The organism is Paraburkholderia sp. C35 (assembly GCF_003121405.1).
Taxonomy (GTDB): Bacteria; Pseudomonadota; Gammaproteobacteria; order Burkholderiales; family Burkholderiaceae; genus Paraburkholderia.
This window is the reverse complement of record NZ_QBUY01000021.1, coordinates 68,646-92,242: the sequence shown is the minus strand read 5'-3', so window position 1 is coordinate 92,242 and position 23,597 is coordinate 68,646. Positions and strand designations below refer to the sequence as shown.

Genomic DNA, 23,597 nt, shown 5'->3' with positions numbered 1-23,597 from the left:
CTCATCATGACCAACCGCCGCGACTTCATCAAAAGCGCTGGAGCGCTCGCGCTCGCCAACATCGTGCCGATCCACAAGGCGCTCGCCGCTACCGACAAACTCACCGTCGGCGTGATCTACGTCGGCGCGCGCGGCGATTACGGCTACAACCAGGCGCAGGCGCAAGCCGCTGCTGCTCTGAAGAAAATGCCAAACGTGAAGGTGGTCGAAGAAGAGAACGTGCCCGAAACCGTGGCCGTGCAGAAGACCATGGAAGCGATGATCGAACAGGACGGCGCCACGCTGATCTTCGCGACGTCGTTTGGTTACTTCGACCCGCATGTGCTGAAGATGGCCGCCAGGTATCCGAAGGTGCGTTTCGCGCATTGCGGCGGCCTGTGGAAAAGCGGCAATCCGTCGAACATTTCCAGCTATTTCGGCTATATCGACGAATGCCAGTACCTGAATGGCGTCGTCGCCGGTCACGCGAGCAAGACGAAAAAGCTCGGCTTCGTCGCTGCCAAACCGATTCCGCAGGTGCTGCGCAATATCAACGCGTTCACGCTCGGCGCGCAATCGGTCGATCCGTCCATCACCACGCATGTGATTTTCACGGGCGACTGGTCGATGCCCGTGAAGGAAGCAGAAGCGGCCAACAGTCTCGTCGATCAGGGCTGCGACGTGCTCACGTGTCACGTCGATGGCCCCAAGGTGGTGATCGAGACAGCCGAGAAACGTGGAGCCATGAGCTGCGGCTATCACGCGAGCCAGGCAGCGCTTGCGCCGAAGGGTTATCTGACGGGCGCGGAATGGGACTGGTCGACGCCGTATCGCGCGCTCGTCGCCGATGCACAGGCGGGCAAGACACCGCCGAACATCCTGCGCGGCGGCCTCAAGGAAGGCTACGTGAAGATGTCGCCGTACGGCGCGAAGGTGGCGCCCGATGCAAAGACTAACGCCGATGCCATCAAGGCAAAGATGGTCGCGGGCCAGTACGTGATCTTCAAGGGGCCGATGAAGGACAACAAGGGCGGCAACGCGATTGCGGCCGGCGCGAGCTATGCACAGACCGACATCACGCTTGAAAGCATGAATTATCTGGTCGCGGGCGTCGTGGGTCAGATCTGAGGTCCGATGGTTTGACCTGTAGTTTGACCTGACTCTGTTCAGGCGAGGAATGGCGATGAGCACTCAAGCATCACTTTCTGGCAGCCCGATGGCAGGCATCGCGCGGCTCACGCTCGGCGTGTTGCCGGCGCTGCCGACGCTGTGCGCGTTGATCGGCACGCTGCTGCTGTTTTCATTGTTCCTGCTCGTGCAGGGACAACCGGCCTTCGATGCCGTCGTGCTGATCGGGCAAGGCGCGTTCGGCTCGGCATTCGCGTGGCAAAGCACGCTGTTGCGCGCCGCACCGTTGATGCTCACGGCGCTGTGCGTCGCGTTGCCCGCGCAGGTGGGGCTGATCGTGATCGGCGGCGAAGGCGCACTGGCGCTCGGCGGGCTGGCCGCTGCCATGGTGCCGCAACTCGTGCCTGCCGCCATGCCGTGGTGGATCGTCACGCCGTTGATGGCGCTCGCGGGCATGGTGATCGGTGGCGCGTGGATCGGCGCGGTCGGCGCGATGCGTCAATACCGCGGCGTCAACGAGACGATCAGCAGCCTGCTGATGTCGTACATCGGGATTGCCGTGTTCAAGCAACTCGTCGAAGGTCCGCTGCGCGATCCCGCAAGTCTCAACAAACCCTCGACGCGACCCATTCCCGACGCGTTCTCGATCGGCTCATTGCCCGGCATCGACGTGCACTGGGGACTGTTCTGGGGTGTGCTCGCGTGCATCGCGGCGTGGGTGTTCGTCAAGCACAGCACGAAGGGTTTCGCGATGCGCGTGGCGGGCGGCAACAACCGCGCAGCGCGTCTGGTCGGCTTGCCGGTGAACTCGCTCGCGCTCACGGCGTGCGTGCTGGGCGGCGCGGCAGCGGGCCTTGCGGGCATGTTCGAGGTAACGGCAGTGCAGGGCAGCGCGAACGCATCGCTGCTCGCGGGCTATGGCTACGCGGGCATTCTCGTCGCGTTTGCCGCGCGTCAGAACCCGCTGGCGATCGTCGTATGCGCGTTGCTGATCGGCGGTATCGAGGCGAGCGGCTCGCTGCTGCAACGCCGTCTCGATCTGCCCGATGCCGCCACGCTGGTCCTGCAAGGTCTGCTGTTCGCAAACCTGCTCGCGTGGGAAGCACTCGGCGGGCGAATGGCTGCGTGGCGCGTGAAGCTGCAAGCCGTCGCGCAATCCGGCTCGTCCGTTCAACTGGAGAAAACCCATGCCTGATCTCCATTCGCCCATTGCGGTGCTGGTGTTGTCGCTGTTCGCGGGCGCGATCCGCGTGAGCACGCCGTATCTGTTCGTGAGCCTTGGCGAGTGTCTGACCGAGAAGGGCGGACGGGTGAACCTCGGACTCGAAGGCATTCTCGTGTCGGGCGCAATGAGCGGCTATGCGGGTGCCTATCTGATGGGCTCCGCGTGGCAAGGCGTGATCGCGGCGGCACTTGTCGGGCTGCTGCTCGGTTGTCTGCATGGTCTGGTGTGCTCGCTGCCGCGCGTGTCCGATATCGCGTTCGGTATCGCCTTGATGTTGTTCGGCACGGGCATCGCGTTCTATCTCGGCAAACCGTTTATCGAACCGCAAGCGCCGATGCTCGCTTCCATCGATCTGGGCAACTGGACGTCGTCGGCGCAATTGCACATCGCGCTGAAGATCAATCCGGTGTTCGTGATCGGCGTCGTGCTTGCATTCGCGCTGCAATGGGGACTGCGTTCGACGCGCTGGGGCATGACTTTGCGCCTCGTTGGCGAGAACGCCGAGAGCGCGCGTGCGATGGGTTATCCCATCACGCGTGTACGCATCGTTGCAACGGCCGTGGGCGGCATGTTCGCGGGCGTGGGCGGCGCGTATCTGTCGCTGGTTTATCCGGGCAGCTGGAACGAAGGGCTGTCGAGCGGGCAAGGGTTGATGGCTGTCGCACTGGGGATCTTCGCGCGCTGGCATCCCGTGCGATGCCTGTGGGCGGCGCTGCTGTTCGGTGCAGCGGGCGCGCTTGGCCCCGCATTGCAGGCCATTGGCGTGACGAGTGGCTACTACCTGTTCAATGCCGCGCCTTATGTGCTGACGCTCGCCATCATGATTTTCAACTGCCGTCCGGACCGCACGCTCGCAGGCGCGCCAGGCGAACTGAGCCTGACGCGTTGAACCAGCACGTCCTTACTTGCCATCCGATTCGAGAGAGACACACATGACCCGCTATATCGAAGCCCGGCCCTATCCGTGGCCTTATGACGGCTCGCTGCGCCCCGACAATACAGCCCTCATCATCATCGACATGCAGACGGATTTCTGCGGCATCGGCGGCTATGTCGACAAGATGGGCTATGACCTGTCGATGACGCGCGCGCCCATCGAGCCGATCCAGCGCGTGCTGGCTGCGATGCGCGAACAGGGCTTCACGATCATCCATACACGCGAAGGTCATCGCCCCGACCTGTCGGATCTGCCCGCCAACAAGCGCTGGCGCAGCCGTCAGGCCGGCACCGACGGCATCGGCATCGGCGACGACGGCCCGTGCGGAAAAATCCTCGTGCGCGGCGAGCCGGGCTGGGAAATCATCGACGACCTCGCGCCGCTGCCGGGCGAAATCATCATCGATAAACCAGGCAAAGGCTCGTTCTGTGCGACGGATCTCGAGATGGTCCTGCGCACGCGCGGCATCACGAACATCGTGCTGACGGGCATCACCACCGATGTCTGCGTCCACACGACGATGCGCGAAGCCAACGACCGCGGCTTCGAGTGCACGGTGTTGTCCGACTGCTGCGGCGCGACCGACAAAGGCAATCACGACGCCGCGCTCAATATGATCCTGATGCAAGGCGGCGTGTTCGGCACGGTGTCGGATTCGGCTGCACTGCTCGCGACGCTGGAGCGTTGATCATGTCGACCGCACCCGATGGGACGCGCCGGGCGCTGGGCCTCGAAGTGCTCGGCGCAAGCAAATCGTTTGGCGCATTTCGCGCGCTGCAGGATGTCTCGCTGAAGGTTGCGCCGGGCACGATCCACGCGTTGCTCGGCGAAAACGGCGCAGGCAAGAGCACGCTCGTGAAAGGGCTGGTCGGCTACGGCGTGCTCGATCACGGCGAGATCATCGCGGATATGCGCCAGGTGCGCATCGCTTCGCCGCGCGATGCGCAGGCGCTCGGCATCGGCATGGTGTATCAGCATTTCACGCTCGCGCCGGGCTTGTCGGTCGAAGAGAATCTGTTGCTCGCGCGTGGCCGCTTGCCGTGGAAGATCGACTGGCGTGCCGAGCGCGCAGCGCTTGCCGAATTCATGCAGCGCATGCCGTTTCGCTTGCCGCTGGATGCGCCCATTACGGGACTCGCAGCGGGCGAGAAGCAGAAGCTCGAGATTCTCAAGCAGTTGTATCTGCGTCAGCGTTTCCTGATTCTCGACGAACCGACTTCCGTGCTCACGCCGCAGGAAGCGGACGAAGTGCTCGGGCTGATGCGCTCGCTCACGTCGAACGGTGAATTGACCGTGCTGATGATCACGCACAAGTTCCGCGAGGTGATGGCCTATGCCGACGATGTGACCGTGCTGCGCAAAGGCCGCCGTGTCGGTTCGTGCGCTGTCGCGGACACGGATCGCGACAGTCTCGCCGCGTGGATGATGGGCGCGGAAGTCACGCCCGATGCGCGCGCAGTAGCAGGCATCGAAGCAACCCGTCCCGCACGCAAGCCGGTTGCAGCGGACGCAGCCGCGCGGCTGTCGCTATCGAAGTTGAACGTGGTCGATGACCGTGGCCATCCTGCCGTGCGCGACGTGTCGTTGACCGTGCGCGCGGGCGAGATACTCGGTCTCGCGGGCGTGTCGGGCAATGGTCAGAAGGAACTGATCGAAGCGCTGGTCGGGCAGCGCCGTGCACAGTCGGGCGAAATGCAGGTGAAGGGTCAACCGTACGGCGCGACGCGCGAAGAGATGCGCCGCCTGCGTCTGTTTGCGTTGCCGGAAGAACCGCTGCGCAATGCGTGCGTGGCGGGCATGAGCATTGCGGAGAATCTCGCGCTGCGCAACTTCGACCGTGCGCCGATGCGGCGCAGTGGCTGGCGGCTCGATCGCCGCGCGTTGCGCGAGCGGGCTAAGCAGCTGATCGGTGAGTTCAATGTGCGGCCGCCCGCGCCGGATCGTGCAATCGGCACCTTGTCCGGTGGTAATGTGCAGCGTGCGGTGCTGGCGCGTGAACTGGGTCAGGACGTGGATGTACTGATCGTCGCGAATCCTGTGTTTGGGCTGGATTTTGCATCGGTCGCGGACATTCATGCGCGGATCGTCGCCGCGCGCGATGCGGGCGCGGCCGTGCTGCTGGTCAGCGAAGATCTCGACGAACTGCTCGAACTCGCGGACCGCATCGCCGTAATCGCCGAAGGGCGGCTGGTATTCGAAACGCCGGCGCACAGCGCGGACCGCGTGGTGCTGGGCCGGCATATGGCGGGACACAGCGAAGCGGACGATAAACATGCCGATGCGTCCGCCGTTCTGGCAGGAGCCTGATGCATGAATGCGATACCCAACCAGACACACACCGTTCGCGCGCAACCGTCGCCGTTCACGTTCGAGCCTGCACATACCGCGCTCGTCGTGATCGACATGCAGCGCGACTTTATCGAACCGGGAGGATTCGGCGAGGCACTCGGCAACGACGTGTCGCTGCTGGCGGGCATCGTGCCCGATGTGGCGAAGCTGCTGTCGTTTGCACGTGAGCAGGGGTGGCACGTGGTGCATACGCGCGAGTCGCATGCGCCCGATCTGTCCGATTGTCCGCCTGCGAAGCGACTGCGCGGCAAGCCGAATGCGCGCATCGGCGACGTCGGACCGATGGGCCGCATCCTCGTGCGCGGCGAGCCTGGCAATGCAATCGTCGATGAACTCGCGCCCATCGCGGGCGAGATCGTCATCGACAAGCCGGGTAAAGGCGCGTTCTATGCGACACGCCTCGGCGAAGAACTGGCGATGCGTTCGGTCACGCATCTCGTGTTTGCAGGCGTGACAACGGAAGTCTGCGTGCAGACGACCATGCGCGAAGCCAACGACCGTGGCTATGAATGTCTGCTGATCGAAGACGCGACGGCGAGCTATATCCCCGCGTTCAAGACCGCGACGATCGAGATGATCCGTTCGCAAGGTGGCATCGTCGGTTGGACTGCGATGCTCGCCGATCTGCTGGAGGTCACTGCATGACGTGTGAAGTCAATCGCGCAGAAATCGTCGCGGAAGTAGCGAACGCGTTCGAGATTTATGAGCGCGCTTTGGTAGGCAACGACATCGACACGATGAACGCGTTGTTCTGGGACACCGCGCAGACCGTGCGCTACGGCATCGCGGAGATACAGCATGGCAATGCGTCGATCTGCGCATGGCGCGCGACCTGTGCGCCTGTGCCGAAGAGCCGCCGTCTGCATCGCACGGTGATCACTACATTCGGCGACGACTTCGCTACCGTGAGCACCGAGTTCACCAGCGACGCAACGCCGCTTATCGGACGCCAGATGCAGACGTGGGCGCGCATGGGCACGAAAGACGCGTTATGCGGCGGCTGGGTTGTCGTGGCCGCGCATGTGAGTCTGATCGAGGCGCCCTGAAGGGCGGATAATGGCATGACGCTTCGCTTTGTTTTCGCCCAATGGCTCAGGCCAATATGACACTCATCACGCCAATGGAAGACACGTCCGAGGAAGTTGCCACGAAGACGGTGTACAGCGCGAATCCGCTCGCTGAGCAGGTTTATCAGCTATTGAAGCAGGACATCTTCAACTTCCGGCTGTTTCCCGGCGATCGCTTTTCGGAAACGGATATTGCGCAGCACTACGGCGTGTCGCGCACGCCAATGCGCGATGCGCTGTTCCGTCTGTTACGCGAAGGCTATCTGGAAGTGGGATTCCGGCGCGGCTGGAAAGTCTCCGAAATCAATTTCGAACAACTCGATCAACTCTACGATCTGCGCATCGTGCTCGAACTCGCGTCCATCGAACGGATCGCGGTTTCGCCGCCGCCGCATGCCGGGATCGACGAGATGAAGGCCGTGTGGTGTGTAGCGACGGAAACGCGTGAGAGCGAGCCGATCGTCATGTTCGGCATGGACGAGAACTTCCATCGCGGGCTGGTTGCCGCGACGGGCAACGCGGAAATGTTGCGCGTGCATAACGACGTGACCGAACGTATCCGCATTGTGCGGCGTCTGGACTTTCTCAAGCCGCATCGCACCAGTGCAACCTACGATGAGCATTCGACCATGCTCAACCTGATCGATCGCGGCAAGCTCGCCGAAGCGACCATCCTGCTGCGCGCGCATATCACGCAAAGCAAGCTGGAAGTGCGCAAGATCACGTTGTCGATGCTCGCCGCAGCACGCGATAGCAAGCTGCCTTTTGTCACCTGACGTGACCTGAGCGCACGTTTGTGTCACTACGCGTCAGTCTTGCACGGCGACGATCGCCTCGATCTCCACCGTGATGTTGTTCGGCAGCGACCCCACGCCGACGGCTGAACGCGAGTGCCGCCCAGCGTCGCCGAATACGTCGATGAACAGATCCGAGCAGCCGTTGATCACCCGCGGATGCTCGGCAAACTCGGACGTCGCATTGACCATGCCCAGCAGCTTCACGACGCGCCGCACGCGCTGCAGATCGCCGAGTTCGCCATGCAGCACCGCGAGCAGGTTCAGGCCGACCAGTTGCGCATGGCGATAGGCTTCATCGGTCGTGACTGTTGCACCGACCTTGCCCGTCATCAGCTTGCCCGATTCGTCGAGCGGACCCTGGCCGGACAGAAAGAGAAGATTACCTTCGCGCGTGCAGTGCATGAAGTTGCCGATGGGCGTCGGCACGGTGGGAAGCGTCAGGCCGCGTGCACGCAGCCGGTCATAACAGTTCATCGGCAAGTCGGATAGCGAAAGGGTTCTTGAATGAGGTTCAACGCGGTGTGTGGCGTGATGGACGCTAGCGCCAGCCAAGGCGTGTTTCGATGCGTGCCGCGACGCTCTGCACCGCGTCCGCGTAACGCCCGGTGCCGTGTGCCGCTTTCGCCTCCGGCATCACGATCGAAATGGTGAACACGCAGGCGCCTGCACGGTTCATCACGGGCGCGGCGAGGCACGCCACGGACGCATCCGATTCGCCGATCTGGATCGACAGGCGTTCACTGAGCGCCTGCCGCGCGTTGTTCGCCAGCACGTCGGGCCGCGTTTCGGCGCGACCAGTGGGCGAGGGCTGCGCGTATTGCCTGAAAAACGCAGTGCATTCCGAGGCAGACAGATGTCCTGCCAGCAGCCGTCCCGACGCCGTCCAGTTGACGGGCACGCGGCTGCCCACGCGCGACGTCACGCGGAAATGGCCCGGGCCTTCCGCCATTTGCAGCACGACCATCATGCCTTCTTCGAGTCCACACACCTGCACCGTTTCTTCGACATCCTCGGAGAGGCGTTGCATCTCTTCGTTCGCCACCGCGAGATAGTCGAGCGAACTCGCGTACGTCAGCCCGTAACCATAGAGCCGCGAGCCGAGCCAGATCGCGCCGTCCGCCGCGCGTGAGAGGAGGTTCTTCTCGACCATGTCGTTGATGATCGAATAGACCGTCGACAGCGGCGCGTTCACGCGATGCGCGATCTCATAGGCGGTAGCGGGCGTGCCCGCTTCCTGCAGCGCGTCGAGAATCTGCACCGCGCGATCGAGCGCGCTGGTGCGCGTGCGCGGCGCAGCGGCCTGGGGCGCTTCTGCGACCGGGCTTTCGTCGGCGGTGTCGGGCGTCGGATTTGCCGCGGTGGAACGGGACGGTCGTGCCATGTAGTCCTCGGAAGTCGGATGTTTTTGTCCAGTTGACGCAAGGACATTGTATGTTAGACTGATCCACAATTACAACATATATTCCTTAATTAAGGAATAACGGATCCGGAGATGCTGACATGGACATCCGCTCTCGATTAGGCTTGCGCCCCGTCATCAATGTCTCGGGCACGATGACGAGTCTCGGCGCGTCCAGCGTCGGCGCAGCCATAATCGACACCGTTGCGGACATCCTGCCGCAGTTCGTCGAAATCGACGATCTGCAGCGCAAGGCGTCGGCCGTGATCGCGCAAACGTGCGGCAGCGAAAGCGGCTATGTGACGGCGTCGTGCTCGGCGGCGATCACGTTGAGCATCGCGGCCACCATGACGGGCGACGACCTCGGTCTGATCGAACGTCTGCCGGATACCACGGGTCTGCGCAACGAAGTGGTCGTGCAGACTGGTCACCTCGTCAATTATGGCGCACCCGTCGATCAGGCGATTCGCCTCGCGGGCGCGCGCGTCGTGCCGGTCGGCGCGGCGACGGAGGCACATGGCTATCAGCTGGCGGCGGCGCTCAACGAGCGCACCGCGGCCGCATTGTATGTCGTCTCGCATCACACCGTGCAGTACGGCATGATTTCCCTCGAAGAATTTATCGAAGTCGCGCACGCGAAGGGCGTGCCCGTGATCGTCGATGCGGCGTCCGAGTATGACCTCACGCGCTTCATCGCGGCGGGCGCCGATCTCGCGCTGTATTCCGCGCACAAGTTTCTGGGCGGCCTGACGGCGGGCATCGTCGCGGGAAAAAAGGCGCTGGTGCGTGCCGCGTATTTCCAGAACGGTGGCATCGGACGCGGGATGAAGGTCGGCAAGGAAGTCATCGTCGGCGCGATGGCCGCGCTCGAAAACTGGCGTACGCGCGATCACGCTGCCGTGCGCGCGACGGAGCGCGGCTACCTGACGCTGTGGCGCGAAACGTTGAATCGCCAGCCGGGTGTCTGGGCCGAGATCGAAGCCGATCCGACGGGCAATCCGCTCGACCGTCTGAAACTGCGGATCGATCCGAAAGCCGCGCGCATCAGCGCATGGGATCTCGCCGATGCGCTCGCGCATCCCCGCGGCGATGACGCGCCCGTGATCGTGCGCGACCACGAAGCCGAACTCCACTTTTTTTACCTCGATCCGTGCAACCTGCACGCCGGCGAAGAGCACATCGTGCTGGCGCGGATCGTGGCAGAACTCGAGCGCGCGCAAGCGTCAGCCGAACCGCTCGTCACGCCTTTTCACACCCGCGATGCCCGCAAGACTGCGGCGCGCCGCAACTGGCCGGATTGAACGATACGAACTGATCCGGCTGCACTGACCTGATTCACTACCCGTTTTAACGGTCTCGACGATCGATCGCGGCCGATGCACCTTGTTCAAGGTGCTGCCTTGTCACGTCTGTTTAGGATACCTGAAGTCATTGGAGCAGCCATTCATCCAGTGGCTTTTACTTCAACCAGAGGAAACCACGATGTATAAGAATATTGCCCGCACAGCCATCGCAGTCGCTGTTGCCGGACTCGGAGTGCAAGCGGCTCACGCGCAGAGCAGCGTCACGTTGTACGGCATCGTCGATGCGGGCTTCACGTACACGAACAACCAGAAGGGCGATCACAACATTCAGGCGACGCAGGGCAATGTGCAAGGCTCGCGCTGGGGCCTGCTCGGCACGGAAGACCTGGGCGGCGGCAACAAGGTGCTGTTCCGCCTCGAAAACGGCTTCAGCCTCGAAACGGGCGCGGCAGGTCAGGGCGGCCGCATCTTCGGCCGCAGCGCATGGGTCGCGCTGCAAAACGCCAAGGCCGGCACGATCACGCTGGGCCGTCAGTACAACAGCGTGCAGGATTATCTGTCGAACCTGCAGGCCAACGGTGTCGGTGCGCTGAGCCAGTACGGCAATGCTATCTACGACAACGACGATCTGAACAACACGTACCGCACCAGCAACGCGGTGAAGTACACGACGCCGACTATCGCCGGCTTCACGGCGAACGCGATGTACGCGTTCTCGAACACAGCAGGCGACTTCGCGAACAACCGCGCATGGAGCGTCGGTGCCGACTACGTGAACGGTCCGCTGCGCCTCGACGCCGCCTACTCGCTCGTCAACCAGCCGGCGACCAACACGACGGGCGCAGCGCCTTCGGACAACTACTACAGCACGAGCTCGTCGATCATCAGCAACGTGAAGCGCAACCAGGTATGGGGCGCGGGCGGTGCTTACACGATCGGCCCGGCGACGCTGGCACTGCTGTACACGAACTCGCACTTCGACATTATCGCGGGCGGCAGCATGCACTTCCAGAACTACGAAGCGATGGTGAAGTACCAGGCAACGCCTGCGACGCTGCTTACGCTCGGCTACATCTACACGCTGCAGAACAGCACGGCGGCGTCGGCGACCAATGCGCACTACAACCAGGTCGCGCTGGGTGGCGAGTACTTCCTGTCGAAGACGACCGACCTGTACCTGAACGGCATCTATCAGCGCGCATCGGGTGCGAAGGCGTGGGTGGAAGGCATCACGAATCCGTCGAGCAATCAAGGCCAGTTCGTGACCGTGGCAGGCATTCGCCACAAGTTCTAAAGACACCGCAGCAACAGGCACGGATCAACGATGCAGCGCGCGCTGACGGCGCGCTGCATCCCGTTGCCGACCCTTCATATCAGGAGCAATCATGGCGACCGTGACAGGTAGTCTGCTACTTCTCTATGCATTGATCGCGATCGTCGCACTCGTCGTGCTGATCGCGCGCTTCAAGCTGAATCCGTTCATCACGCTGATGGTCGTGTCGGTCGCGCTGGCGCTGGCCGTCGGCATGCCGATGACGTCGATTCTCAAGTCGTTCGAAACGGGCGTGGGCGGCACGCTCGGACACATCGCCATCGTCGTCGGCCTCGGCACGATGCTCGGCAAGATGATGGCGGAATCGGGCGGCGCAGAACGTATCGCGCGCACGCTGATCGACCTGTTCGGACCGAAGAACGTGCACTGGGCGATGATGTGCATCGCGTTCCTCGTCGGTCTGCCCGTGTTCTTCGAAGTCGGCTTCGTGCTGCTGATCCCGATTGCGTTCAACGTCGCGCAGCGCACGGGCACGTCGATGATTCGCGTCGGCATTCCGATGGTGGCGGGTCTGTCCGTCGTGCACGGTCTGATTCCTCCGCACCCGGCCGCGCTGCTCGCCGTGACGGCATATGGCGCGGACATCGGCCATACGATTTTCTACGCGCTGATCGTCGGCATTCCGACTGCTGCCCTTGCAGGTCCGCTGTTTTCGAAGCTGATCGCGCGCGTGGTCGTGCTGGAAGGCGTGAACCCGATGGCGCAGCAGTTCATCGAACAGGATGCGAAACGTGCGAACCAGGCGCTGCCCGGCTTCGGCATCACGTTGCTGACGGTGCTGCTGCCCGTGCTGCTGATGCTGGTCGGCAGCTGGGCCGATCTGATCGTCACGCCGAAGCCCACGGCCAACGACGTGCTGCATCTGATCGGCCATCCCGACATGGCGCTGCTGCTTGCCGTGCTGCTGAGCTTCTACACGTTCGGCACGACGCGCGGCTTCGGGCGTGAGCAGATCCTGAAGTTCACCAACGAGTGTCTCGCACCGACGGCCAGCATCACGCTGGTGGTGGGCGCGGGTGCGGGCTTCGGGCGGATTCTGATCGACAGCGGCGCATCGAAGGCGATCGTCGATGTCGCGACGGGCGCGCATGTGCCGCTGCTGATTCTCGCCTGGCTGGTCGCGGCATTGATTCGCGTCGCCACGGGTTCGGCGACCGTCGCGATGGCGACGGCAGCGGGCATCATCGCGCCGATCGCCGCTGCGGCGGCATCGACGGCGACGGGCGTGCGTCCCGAACTGCTGGTGCTGGCGACGGGCGCAGGCTCGCTGATCCTCTCGCATGTCAACGACGGCGGCTTCTGGCTCGTGAAGGAATACTTCGGCATGACCGTGCCGCAGACCTTCAAGACGTGGACGGTGTGCGAGACGATCATCTCCATCACGGCGTTGTTGCTGACTCTGGGCGTAGCGTCCGTCGTATGAGTTTCAACGGGCGCCGCGTGCGCCTGTATGCGTGATCAATAGAAGCACGGCTGGCAGGCGCCCGCTTGCCAGCTTCGGGACGGCGCTTGAAGTTCAAACGTCCGTCTGATTCATTCCCTCCTTGCTGTTTTCAGGTTTTTATCCGGTTCGCACCGGATAATGCGACTGTTAAATCGCCTTTAATTTATTTCATCTCTGTTAAATCGATGCCTGTTGAATGGTTAATATCGACAGCGCATAAGCAGACATCGTCGATTAATTGCGGATTGAATCGAATGCGGGAAAATAAAAGAAATACTTTGTAAGCCAGATTGTCTGCGTATATCCTTCGGGTATCAAAGAGGTGAATAACCATAACTGAGAGACAATACTGCCGAGGGGTTTCCGCATGCGCTATTCCTGACCAGCCGGTTTTTCTCCATTCAATATCCGTTCCGTGCAGGTGACGTTTCGGGCGCGTGTTTCTTACACGCCCGTGTTTTGTCACGCCCCTGCCGGGCATAATCGCCGCAAATTTTTCCTGTCGATAAAAGACCGGGAAGGGTTATTTTTGCCTGTTTAAAGCGAACGGATTATTCCTGATTGCAGCCGATTCACGTCCTGAGGGGGACTCCGTGAAACGCGAGACTGGTCGGAATCAATTCAATCTGCAAAAAACGATAATTGCCGCGTGCGTATTTCTTGCCTTCGATCTGGCAGGCATCCGTTACGCGGAGGCGGTGTGCACCGCCGCCGGCGCGACAGTCACCTGCTCGGGTTCCGCGAATCCGCTATCGCCCAGCTATACGAATGCCGCCGGCAACGTGACTGTCACCGCCGACTCGACCTCCACGCTCGGCGTGTTGCTGGGCATCGGCGGCACGGCGCTTTCGCTGACGGGCAGCAATGTCACGCTGAACAACGCGGGCATCATCGATCCGACGCTGCTCGGCGCGATCAGCATCCTGTCGTCGGGCACCTTCGTCGGCAACAGCCAGGCGAGCACCGTCAACATCACTAACACCGGCACGATGAAAGGCACGACGGGCGTGCTGGGCGTCAACATCACGGGGCTCACGGGCCTCGCGCTCGCGGTGCAGAACGGCACGGGCGGCACCACGAACATCACGAACGGCGGCACGATGGGTTCGACCACGATCCTCGGCGCGTCGCTCGGCACGGGAGATCTGGTGACGGCCGCCGTCTATGGCGGCGGCCAGGTCGTGTTCACCAATACGAGCACGGGCACCATCAACGGGCGCGTTGCGTTCGAGGCGCCCGGCACGGCGGGACTCGGCAACACGTTTACCAATGCGGGCACGATAGTCGGCAGCGTGTCGATGGGCGCGAACAGCACCAATACGTTCAACGCGCGCACGGGTTCGTCGGTGTCGGCGGGCACGGGTGCCGTTGGTAACGTGCTCGGCGTCATCGGCTTGAATATCGGTTTTGCGGGCGCGGGCATCGTCGCTGGCGGCGCGGGCGGCAACAACACGCTGCATCTGCAGCAGGCGGGTGGCGGCCCCGCCACCGGGCAGATGAACATTGCCAACTACATCAACTTCAACCATCTCGCCGTCGATAGCGGCAGCTGGACCCTGAACGGCGCATCGACAGCCAGCGATGCCACGCTCGCATCAGGTGCCGCCGTGAACATCGATAACAGCGCAAGTCTCGGCACGGGCGCCATCACCTCGACGGGCGGCACGCTGCAAACGGCAACGGCCGGGCTGAATCTCGGCAACGCGTTGCTGTTCGGCACAGGCGGACTGACCGTGACGGGCAGCAATTCGATGACGTTATCGGGCGTAGCGAATGGCGCAGGCGGCCTGACCAAAACAGGCACAGGCACGCTGACGCTGACGGGCGTCAACGCATACTCGGGCGGCACCAGTCTCGGCGCGGGCGGACTCGTGCTGTCGAATGCGAGTGCGCTCGGCAGCGGCGCGCTCAATGTGAGCGGAACCGGCTCGCTCGATACCAGCACAGCGGGACTGACACTCGGCAATGCGGTGAATCTCGGCAGCGGCGCGCTGTTGCCCTTCTCCGGCAGCAATGCGCTCACCGTCTCGGGACCGATCACGGGCAGCGGTGGATTCGCCAAGAACGGCGCCACCACGCTGACGCTGACGGGCGCCAACACCTTCTCAGGCACGGGCACGGTCAACGGCGGCACACTCGCGGTGAGCGGGTCGGGCACGCTCGCGCCGTCGGGTTCGGTGGTGCTGAACGGAGCAGGCACGTCTCTCGACATCAGCGCAGCAGCAGCGAATCAGACCCTCGCGGAAGTGTCCGGCAGCGGTAACGTGCTGCTCGGCGCGCGCACACTGACTTTCGGCGATGCGAACAATGTCGCGCTGAGCGGCGTGATCAGCGGCACGGGCAGCATCGTCAAGCAGGGCGGCGGCACCCAGACGCTGAGCGGCGCGAACACCTTTACGGGCGGCACGACTATCAACGGCGGCACGCTGGCGTTGTCGGGCAGCGGCAGCCTGGTCGCGAGCGGTGTCGTGAACCTGGCTGGCGCCGGCGCGCAATTCGACATCAGCGCAGCGAGCGGCGCGCGTACGACCGGCGCGTTGTCGGGCGTCGCGGGAACGGGCATCGTGCTCGGCGCGAACACGCTGACATTCGGCGACGCGACATCGCAAACGCTCGGCAGCGTGATCCGCGGCACGGGCGGCATCGTGAAGCAGGGCAGCGGCACGCAGACACTCACCGGCGCCAGCACATACACGGGCGGCACGACGGTGAACGCCGGCACGCTCGCGCTCGGCGCAGGCGGCAGTCTGGCAGCGGGTGGCGCACTTAACCTCGCCAGCGCGGGAACGCTGTTCGACATCAGCGCCGCTTCGGGCGCGCAGACCATCGGCGCGTTGCAAGGCGTAGCGGGCAGCGCGGTGTCGCTCGGCGCAAACTCGCTGACTTTCGGAGATGCGTCCAACCGCACGTTTGGCGGCGCGATCGGCGGCACGGGCGGTATCGTCAAGCAAGGCAGCGGCACCGAGACGCTAACGGGCACAAACAACTTCACAGGCGGCACGACGATCACGGCAGGCACGCTCGCGCTAGGCGCTGGCGCGAGCCTTGCCGCAGCCGGTGGCGTGACGCTTGGCGGCGCGAGCGCGAGCTTCGACATCAGCGCGTCGGGTGCGAACCAGACAATCGGCACGCTCGCGGGTACGGCAGGCAACGTGCTGCTCGGCGCGAATACGCTGACTTTCGGCAACGGGTCGAGCCAGACCTTCGGCGGCGCGATCAGCGGCACGGGCGGCATCGTCAAGCAGGGCAGCGGCACGCAGACGTTGACGGGCGCCAATACCTTCACGGGCAACGCGACCGTCAACGCAGGCACGCTCGCGCTGTCGGGTGCCGGTTCGCTGTCGTCCACGACCAATGTGAATCTCGCCAATGCAGGCGCGGGCTTCGACATCAGCGGCGCAAGCGGTAATCGCACGCTTGGCGCACTGAGCGGCGTGGCGGGCAGTGCCGTCTCGCTAGGCGGCCGCACGTTGACGTTCGGTGGTGCGGGCAATGCGAGTTACGCGGGAACCATCGGCGGCACGGGTGGCATCGTCAAACAGGGCGTGGGCACGCAAACGCTGACGGGCGTCAACACTTATACGGGCGGCACGACGATCAACGCCGGCACGCTCGCGCTCGGCGCAGGCGGCAGTCTCGCGACAAACGGCGGCGTGACGCTTGCGGGTGTCGGCGCAGTATTCGACATCAGCGCTTCGGGTGCGAACCAGACGATCGGCGCGCTCTCTGGCATAGCGGGCAGCACGTTTGCACTCGGTGCGAATAGCCTGACATTCGGCGACACGACCAACCAGACCTTTGCCGGCGCGATCACCGGCACGGGCGGCATCGTCAAGCAGGGCAGCGGCGTCGAGACGCTCGCGGGTGCGAACACGTACAGCGGTGGCACCTCGCTCAACGCGGGCGGCCTGATAGTCGGCAATGCCGCGTCGCTCGGCACGGGTGCGCTGTCGGTGAATGGCGCGGCCACGCTCGACAGCAGCACGGCAGTCGCGCTCGCCAACAACGTGGCGCTGAACGCCGGGCTGACCGTGCTCGGCTCCAACAACCTGACGCTGAGCGGCGCGCTGTCTGGCACGGGCAGTCTCACCAAGAACGGCGCGGCGACGCTGACACTCGCTGGCGCGAACAGCTTCACGGGACCGGCGACCGTCAACGCCGGCACGCTCGCGCTGTCGGGTGCGGGCAACCTGTCGGCATCGACGGATGTGAATCTTGCGAATGCCGGCGCCACGCTCGACGTAAGCGCGGCAACGGCTGCGCCTGTTATTGGCGTGCTCAATGGCGTGGCCGGGACGAGTGTCGTGCTCGGCGCGAATGCGCTGACACTTGGCAATGCGAACAATGGCACGTTTGGCGGCACGATCGGCGGGACGGGTGGCATCGTCAAGCAGGGCAGCGGCACGGAAACGTTGACGGGCGCCAACACCTACACAGGCGGCACGACGGTCAATGCCGGCACGCTTGCGCTCGGCGCGGGCGGCAGTGTCGCCGCGGGCGGCGGCGTGACGCTCGCGGGCACCAGCGCTGCATTCGATATCAGCGCAGCGGGTGCGAACCAGACGATCGGCGCGTTATCAGGTATCGCAGGCAGCACGTTGTCGCTCGGCGCGAACACGTTGAGCTTCGGCGACGCAACTAGCCAGACTTTCGATGGCACGATCACCGGCACAGGCGGCATCGTCAAACAGGGCGCCGGCGTCGAAACGCTCACGGGCGCCAATACGTACAGCGGCGGCACGACGCTCAACGCGGGCGGTCTCGTGCTCGGCAACGGCGCGGCGCTCGGCACGGGTTTGCTGACGGTCGGCGGCGCCAGCACGCTCGACACGAGCGGCGGGACGACGCTTGCCAACAATGTCGCGCTGAACGCCGGGCTGACCGTGCTCGGCTCGAACGATCTCACGCTGAATGGCGCGATCTCCGGCACGGGCAGCCTGACCAAAGACGGTCTCGCCACGCTCACGCTGAACGGCGCGAACACCTACACGGGCGGCACGCTGGTCAATGCCGGCACGCTCGCGCTCGGCGCGAACGCGAGCCTCGCGGCGAGCGGTATCGTCGATGTCGTGACGGGCGCGACCTTCGATCTGTCGGCGGGCAACGGCCTGCAGGTTTTCGGCACGCTGACGGGCGGCGGTAACGTGATTCTCGGTGCAAACGCGTTGACTATCGGCGGACCTACGGATGGCACTTTCAGCGGCTCGATAGGCGGCAGCGGCAGTCTCGTGAAAGTGGGTACCGGCCCGGAGACCTTGACGGGCACGAACCCCTTCACGGGCGGCACGGCTATCGAAAACGGCACGCTCGCCATCGGCGCGGGCGGCAGCCTTGCGTCGACGGGCGGTGTCGCGCTGAACGGTATCGGCTCGAGCTTCGACATCAGCGGTGCGGGCGGCGATCAGACAGTCGGCGCGATATCGGGCGTGAACGGCAGCACGATCACGCTCGGCGCGAACACGCTGACATTCGGCGATGGAACCTCGCCAACGCTGGGCAGCGCGATCAGCGGGACGGGTGGCATCGTCAAGCAGGGCAGCGGCACGGAAACGCTGACGGGCGCGAACACCTTCACGGGCGGCACGACGATCGACGACGGCACACTCGCCATCGGCGCGGGCGGCAGCCTTGCATCGACGGGCGCGGTGAATCTTGCGAACGGCACGGCGTCGTTCGACATCAGCGGCGCAGGTGCGAATCAGACAGTCGGCGCGCTGTCCGGCGTCATGGGCAGCACGATCACGCTCGGCACGAACACGTTGACGTTCGGCGACGCAACCTCTCAAACGCTCGGCAGCACGATCAGCGGCACGGGTGGCATCGTCAAGCAGGGCAGCGGCACGGAAACGCTGACGGGCGCGAATACCTACACCGGCAGCACGACGATCAACGGCGGCACGCTGGCGCTGGCGGGTGTGGGCAGCCTGTCGTCATCGACGGATGTGAATCTGGCGACGGCAGGCACGGCCTTCGATATTGCCGCAGCGGACGGCGCGCGCACGATTGGATCGCTGGCGGGTGTGGCAGGCACGAACGTTGCGCTCGGCGCCAATACGCTGAGTTTCGGCAACGCGTCGAGCCAGACCTTCGGTGGCTCGATCGGTGGCACGGGCGGCATCGTCAAGGAAGGCAGCGGCACGGAAACACTGACGGGCGCCAACACCTACACGGGCGGCACGACGATCCACGCAGGCACGCGCGCCATTTCGGGCGCGGGCAGCCTCGCCGCGACGGGCGCGGTGAACGTGGCCGGCGCAGGCGCGACGTTCGATATCAGCGGCGCGCGCGGCAGCCAGACCGTCGGCGCGCGTGCAGGTGCGGCGGGCAGGACGATTGCGCTCGGCGGCAACTCGCTGGCTTTCGGCGATGCAACGAACCAGACACTCGCCAGCACGGTCACCGGCACGGGTGGGCTCGTGAAAAACGGTTCGGGTACCGAAACGTTGACGGGTGCCAATACGTACTCGGGCGGCACGACGCTCAATGCCGGCGGTCTGGTGGTGGGGAACAACGCGGCGCTCGGCACGGGAGCATTGACGGTAGCGGGCGCAGGCACGCTCGACAGCAGCACCGCGACGACACTCGCCAACGATGTCGTGCTGAATGCCGGGCTGACCGTGCTCGGCACGAACGATCTGACACTCGACGGCAATATTTCCGGCACGGGCGGCCTGACCAAAGACGGCGCGGCCACGCTGACGCTGAACGGCACCAACACCTACACAGGCGGCACGCAGGTCAACGCCGGCACGCTCGCGCTCGGTGCGAACGCGAGCCTCGCAGCGAGCGGCATCGTCGATGTTGCGAACGGCGCGACCTTCGATCTGTCGGCGGGCAACGGCATGCAGACCTTCGGCACGCTGACGGGCGGCGGCACGGTCAATCTCGGCGCGAACACGCTGACCCTCGGCGATGCAAGCGACGGCACATTCAGCGGCGCGATCGGCGGCACGGGCGGTCTGATCAAGGTAGGGTCGGGCACGGAGACACTGACAGGCGCGAACACGTTCACGGGCGGCACGACCATCGATGCCGGCACGCTCGCGCTTGGCGCAGGCGGCAGCCTCGCGCCGACGGGCAGCGTGACGCTCAATGGTGCAGGCACGGGCTTCGACATCAGCGGGTCGGGTGCGAACCAGACCATCGGCGCACTGGCAGGCAGTGGCGGCGACGTGACACTCGGCGCGAACACGCTGACCTTCGGCGGTGCATCGAACCAGACCTTCGGCGGAACGATCAGCGGGACGGGCGGCATCGTCAAGGCAGGCAACGGCACCGAGACACTCACGAACGCCAACACCTACACGGGCGGCACGACGATCAACGCGGGTACGCTCGCGTTGTCCGGCGCGGGCAGTCTTGCCACGTCCGGGTCGGTGAACATCGCAGGCGCAGGCGCGGGCTTCGATATCAGCGCCGCAGCGGGCAGCCAGACGATCGGCGCGCTCGCAGGCGCGGCGGGCAGCACGCTCGCGCTCGGCGGCAATTCGCTGAGCTTCGGCGATGCGACGAACCAGACGCTTGCCAGTACGGTAAGCGGCACGGGTGGACTCGTGAAAAACGGCGCGGGCGTCGAAACGCTCACGGGCGCGAACACCTATTCTGGCGGCACGACGCTCAATGCGGGCGGTCTGGTTGTCGGCAACAACGCGGCGCTCGGCACGGGTGCATTGACGGTGGCAGGTGCAGGCACGCTCGACAGCAGCACGGCAACGACACTTGCCAACAACGTTGTGCTGAATGCCGGCCTCACGGTGCTCGGCTCGAACGACCTCACGCTGAACGGCGCAATCTCCGGGACAGGCGGCCTGACGAAAGACGGCGCGGCCACGCTGACGCTGAACGGTGCCAACACTTACACAGGTGGCACGCAGGTCAATGCAGGCACGCTCGCACTTGGCGCCAATGCGAGCCTCGCGGCGAGCGGGATCGTCAATGTCGCGAATGGCGCGACCTTCGATCTGTCGGCGGGCAACGGCATGCAGACCTTCGGCACGCTGACGGGCGGCGGCACGAGCAACCTCGGCGCGAACACGCTGACACTCGGCGATGCAAGCAACGGCACGTTTTCAGGCGGCATTGCAGGCACGGGTGGCCTGATCAAGGGCGGCACGGGTACGGAAACGCTCACGGGCAACAACACCTACACCGGGCCCACTACCGTCAGCGCGGGCACGCTGGCGCTGTCAGGGTCGGGGACATTGTCGGCTTCGACCAGCGTCAATCTGCAGAATGCAGGCAGCGCGGTCGACATCAGCGGTGCAACCGGCACGCCGACCATCGGCGCGCTATCCGGCGTGACCGGGACCAGCGTCACGCTCGGCGCAACCACGCTCACGCTCGGCGGCGGCACGGACGGCGTGTACAGCGGCACGATCGGCGGCACAGGTGGACTCGTCAAGTCGGGCAATGGCACACAGAGCCTGCTGGGCGCCAACACCTATACAGGCGGCACGACGCTGACAGGCGGCAAGCTCATTGTCGGCAACGACGCAGCACTCGGCAGTGGCGCATTGACCGTCTCTGCGCCCGCGACGCTCGATGCGAGCACAGCAGTCAATCTGGCCAACGCGGTTGTACTGAACGCCACGGCTACGATAGGCGGCAGTGCCGACACGACGCTGGCAGGCGCCATCTCCGGCACAGGTGGCTTCGTCAAGAACGGCGCGGCGAATCTCACGCTGTCCAACGACAACACCTACTCGGGCGGCACCGTCGTCAACAGCGGCACGCTGACGCTCGCATCGAGCGGCGCGCTCGGCACAGGCGGGCTGTCGATGAACGGCGGCACGCTCAACCTCAGTGGTTCATCGACGCCGCTGCGGCTGTTCCTCGCGTCGCTGAACGGCGTGTCGGGCGCTTCGATCAATCTCGGCAACGCGGAGCTGACCGTGACGGGCGGCGGCACGTTCGCGGGCACGCTGTCGGGCACAGGGTCCGTGGTGAAGGCAGGCGGCGATACGCTGACGCTGAGCGGCTCGAATACCTATAGCGGGCCGACCACGGTGTCGTCGGGCACGTTGTCGGTGACGGGTTCTGCTGCAAACTCTACCGTGACGGTGCAGCCCGGTGCGACGCTGACGGGCACGGGGACCATCGGCGGCTTGATCGTGCGTAACGGCGCGATGGCGGTGGCAGGCCAGCCCGGCCATAGTCTGAATGTAACGGGCAACGTGCTGTTCGAGCAGGGTTCGAACCTGAACGTCGCGGCGACGCCCGCGCAAAGCGGCGTGGTCGCCTCGACGGGCGGCGCGACGCTCGCGGGCGGCAATGTGCAGGTGCTGGCCGGGCAAGGTATCTATACGCCGTCCACGAACTACGCGATCGTCAGCGCAAGCGAAGGCGTGAACGGCACGTTCCAGGGTGTCACGTCGAATCTCGCCTTCCTCACGCCCGTACTCAGCTATGACACTAACCACGTCTATATCAGCATGACGCCGAATGGCTCGGCGTTCTCGTCGGTGGCGACGACGAAGAACGAAACGGCGGTGGCGAATGCGCTGGCGACGCTGCCCGACACGGGCACACTGATCCCGGCATTGCTTTCCACCGATGCACCCACCGCGCGCGTCGCCTTCAACCAGCTCGACGGCGAACTGCACGCGAGCACGAAAAGCATGCTGCTGATCGACAGCCGGTATTTGCGCGATGCCGTCACGGATCGTCTGCGGCAAGGTCTTGCACCGTCGAGCGGGCCGCTGGCGGCGATGTCGTCGGGTCCTGCACAGTGCGATGGCCGCGCGATGCAAGGCGCGCTGCCCGCCGCCGATGCATGCTCCGACGCGCGTCCGTATCGCCCGGTGGTGTGGGCGCAGGCCTATGGCGCGGACAGCAGGCTGGCGGGCGACAGCAACGCCTCGGGTATCGATCGCACCACGACGGGTTTCATCGGCGGCGCGGACATGGCGCTGAACGACAAGTGGCGCATCGGTCTCGCGGGCGGTTTCGGACATAGTTCGCTCGACAACGATCTGAGTTCGTCGGCGGGTGTGGACAGCTATCACGTCGCGATGTACGGCGGCGCGCAATACGGACCCATCGGCGTGCGCCTCGGCGCGGCGTATTCGTGGAACGACGTGAGCATGGACCGCTATCCGAACTTCACCGGCTTCAGTGGTCACGATAGCGCCGACTACACGGCGAAGACCGCGCAGGTGTTCGGCGAAGTCGGCTATGCGGTGCCGTTGAACCGCTTCGCGATCGAGCCGTTCGCGGGCCTTGCCTACGTGAACCTGCACACCGACGGCTTCACCGAAAGCGGCGGCGACAGCGCGCTGCGCAGTAGCGGCGAAAGCGACAATATCGGCTTTTCGACCTTGGGCCTGCGCGTGGCGACGCGTCTCGGCGAGTTGCCGGGCGCGGCGTTCAGCGCACACGCGATGGCAGGCTGGCGGCACGCGTTCGGCAACGCACAGCCGACCTCGACGCTCGCGTTCGTCGGCGGCAGTTCATCGTTCGATGTGGCGGGCGTGCCGATTGCGCGCGACAGCGCAGTCGTCGAACTGGGCGTCGATGCGAATCTCGCGAAGAACATGACCTTCGGTGTCGCGTATAGCGGCCAGTACGGCGGCGGCTCGCACGACAACGCAATCTCCGGCCGCTTCGCATGGAAGTTCTGACGACGCGCGGCACGCC

At 64.6% G+C, this 23,597-nt stretch carries 14 protein-coding genes; 12 read left to right on the top strand and 2 right to left on the bottom strand.

All coding sequences use genetic code 11. The features are described from left to right. Nucleotides 1-6 precede the first annotated feature (6 nt). From DK391_RS15745 to DK391_RS15710, 8 genes are read left to right on the top strand one after another with little or no spacing between them, the layout of a single operon-like run. Entirely contained in the window at nt 7-1,107 is a 1,101-nt protein-coding gene (locus DK391_RS15745) for a BMP family ABC transporter substrate-binding protein (protein ID WP_109478908.1), read from the top strand. Between the two features lie 55 nt (nt 1,108-1,162). After that, nucleotides 1,163-2,302 (top strand): ABC transporter permease, encoded by a 1,140-nt coding sequence (locus tag DK391_RS15740; RefSeq protein ID WP_109478907.1) that lies wholly within the window; start codon nt 1,163-1,165, stop codon nt 2,300-2,302. Further along, nucleotides 2,295-3,221, top strand: a complete 927-nt coding sequence (locus DK391_RS15735; RefSeq protein ID WP_109478892.1) for an ABC transporter permease — start codon at nt 2,295-2,297, stop codon at nt 3,219-3,221. The genes DK391_RS15740 and DK391_RS15735 overlap by 8 nt, the downstream gene beginning before the upstream one ends. A 43-nt stretch (nt 3,222-3,264) precedes the next feature. Further along, nucleotides 3,265-3,957 (top strand): isochorismatase family cysteine hydrolase, encoded by a 693-nt coding sequence (locus DK391_RS15730; RefSeq protein ID WP_109478891.1) that lies wholly within the window; start codon nt 3,265-3,267, stop codon nt 3,955-3,957. A gap of 2 nt (nt 3,958-3,959) precedes the next feature. Then, nucleotides 3,960-5,576, top strand: a complete 1,617-nt coding sequence (locus tag DK391_RS15725; protein ID WP_109478890.1) for an ABC transporter ATP-binding protein — start codon at nt 3,960-3,962, stop codon at nt 5,574-5,576. A 3-nt stretch (nt 5,577-5,579) separates the two neighbouring features. Beyond that, the gene (locus tag DK391_RS15720) at nt 5,580-6,263 is read left to right on the top strand and encodes a cysteine hydrolase (RefSeq protein WP_109478889.1); all 684 of its coding nucleotides are present in this window, start codon (nt 5,580-5,582) and stop codon (nt 6,261-6,263) included. Beyond that, nucleotides 6,260-6,664 carry an oxalurate catabolism protein HpxZ gene (gene hpxZ / locus DK391_RS15715; protein ID WP_109478888.1) on the top strand — a complete coding sequence of 135 codons (405 nt, stop codon included), beginning with the start codon at nt 6,260-6,262 and terminating at the stop codon, nt 6,662-6,664. Before DK391_RS15720 ends, hpxZ begins: the two co-directional genes overlap by 4 nt. A gap of 56 nt (nt 6,665-6,720) precedes the next feature. After that, a complete protein-coding gene (locus DK391_RS15710; RefSeq protein ID WP_239482840.1) occupies nt 6,721-7,461 on the top strand; it encodes a GntR family transcriptional regulator in 741 nt (246 codons plus the stop codon). A gap of 33 nt (nt 7,462-7,494) precedes the next feature. Here DK391_RS15710 and DK391_RS15705 read toward each other — a convergent pair whose 3' ends face one another. After that, nucleotides 7,495-7,956, bottom strand: a complete 462-nt coding sequence (locus DK391_RS15705) for a RidA family protein (protein WP_109478887.1) — start codon at nt 7,954-7,956, stop codon at nt 7,495-7,497. A 64-nt stretch (nt 7,957-8,020) separates the two neighbouring features. Further along, nucleotides 8,021-8,863, bottom strand: a complete 843-nt coding sequence (locus tag DK391_RS15700; protein ID WP_109478886.1) for an IclR family transcriptional regulator — start codon at nt 8,861-8,863, stop codon at nt 8,021-8,023. Between the two features lie 119 nt (nt 8,864-8,982). On the opposite strand from DK391_RS15700, the gene DK391_RS15695 reads away from it, so the two are divergent. The 4 genes from DK391_RS15695 (at nt 8,983) to DK391_RS15680 (ending at nt 23,581) form a co-directional block, all read left to right on the top strand. Then, entirely contained in the window at nt 8,983-10,182 is a 1,200-nt protein-coding gene (locus tag DK391_RS15695) for an aminotransferase class V-fold PLP-dependent enzyme (protein WP_109478885.1), read from the top strand. Between the two features lie 181 nt (nt 10,183-10,363). Next, nucleotides 10,364-11,479, top strand: a complete 1,116-nt coding sequence (locus tag DK391_RS15690; RefSeq protein WP_109478884.1) for a porin — start codon at nt 10,364-10,366, stop codon at nt 11,477-11,479. Nucleotides 11,480-11,570: 91 nt separating this feature from the next. Continuing rightward, complete coding sequence (locus DK391_RS15685; protein WP_109478883.1) at nt 11,571-12,941, top strand: gluconate:H+ symporter; 1,371 nt, start codon at nt 11,571-11,573, stop codon at nt 12,939-12,941. Between the two features lie 614 nt (nt 12,942-13,555). Further along, nucleotides 13,556-23,581 (top strand): autotransporter-associated beta strand repeat-containing protein, encoded by a 10,026-nt coding sequence (locus DK391_RS15680; RefSeq protein WP_239482839.1) that lies wholly within the window; start codon nt 13,556-13,558, stop codon nt 23,579-23,581. The last annotated feature ends 16 nt before the right edge of the window (nt 23,582-23,597 follow it).

Excerpts from the sequence above, each read along its gene's own strand:
- DK391_RS15745 (WP_109478908.1), top strand. The coding sequence starts at position 7 with ATGACCAACCGCCGCGACTTCATCAAAAGCGCTGGAGCGCTCGCGCTC.
- DK391_RS15740 (WP_109478907.1), top strand. The coding sequence starts at position 1,163 with ATGAGCACTCAAGCATCACTTTCTGGCAGCCCGATGGCAGGCATCGCG.
- DK391_RS15735 (WP_109478892.1), top strand. The coding sequence starts at position 2,295 with ATGCCTGATCTCCATTCGCCCATTGCGGTGCTGGTGTTGTCGCTGTTC.
- DK391_RS15730 (WP_109478891.1), top strand. The coding sequence starts at position 3,265 with ATGACCCGCTATATCGAAGCCCGGCCCTATCCGTGGCCTTATGACGGC.
- DK391_RS15725 (WP_109478890.1), top strand. The coding sequence starts at position 3,960 with ATGTCGACCGCACCCGATGGGACGCGCCGGGCGCTGGGCCTCGAAGTG.
- DK391_RS15720 (WP_109478889.1), top strand. The coding sequence starts at position 5,580 with ATGAATGCGATACCCAACCAGACACACACCGTTCGCGCGCAACCGTCG.
- hpxZ (WP_109478888.1), top strand. The coding sequence starts at position 6,260 with ATGACGTGTGAAGTCAATCGCGCAGAAATCGTCGCGGAAGTAGCGAAC.
- DK391_RS15710 (WP_239482840.1), top strand. The coding sequence starts at position 6,721 with ATGACACTCATCACGCCAATGGAAGACACGTCCGAGGAAGTTGCCACG.
- DK391_RS15705 (WP_109478887.1), bottom strand. The coding sequence starts at position 7,956 with ATGAACTGTTATGACCGGCTGCGTGCACGCGGCCTGACGCTTCCCACC.
- DK391_RS15700 (WP_109478886.1), bottom strand. The coding sequence starts at position 8,863 with ATGGCACGACCGTCCCGTTCCACCGCGGCAAATCCGACGCCCGACACC.
- DK391_RS15695 (WP_109478885.1), top strand. The coding sequence starts at position 8,983 with ATGGACATCCGCTCTCGATTAGGCTTGCGCCCCGTCATCAATGTCTCG.
- DK391_RS15690 (WP_109478884.1), top strand. The coding sequence starts at position 10,364 with ATGTATAAGAATATTGCCCGCACAGCCATCGCAGTCGCTGTTGCCGGA.
- DK391_RS15685 (WP_109478883.1), top strand. The coding sequence starts at position 11,571 with ATGGCGACCGTGACAGGTAGTCTGCTACTTCTCTATGCATTGATCGCG.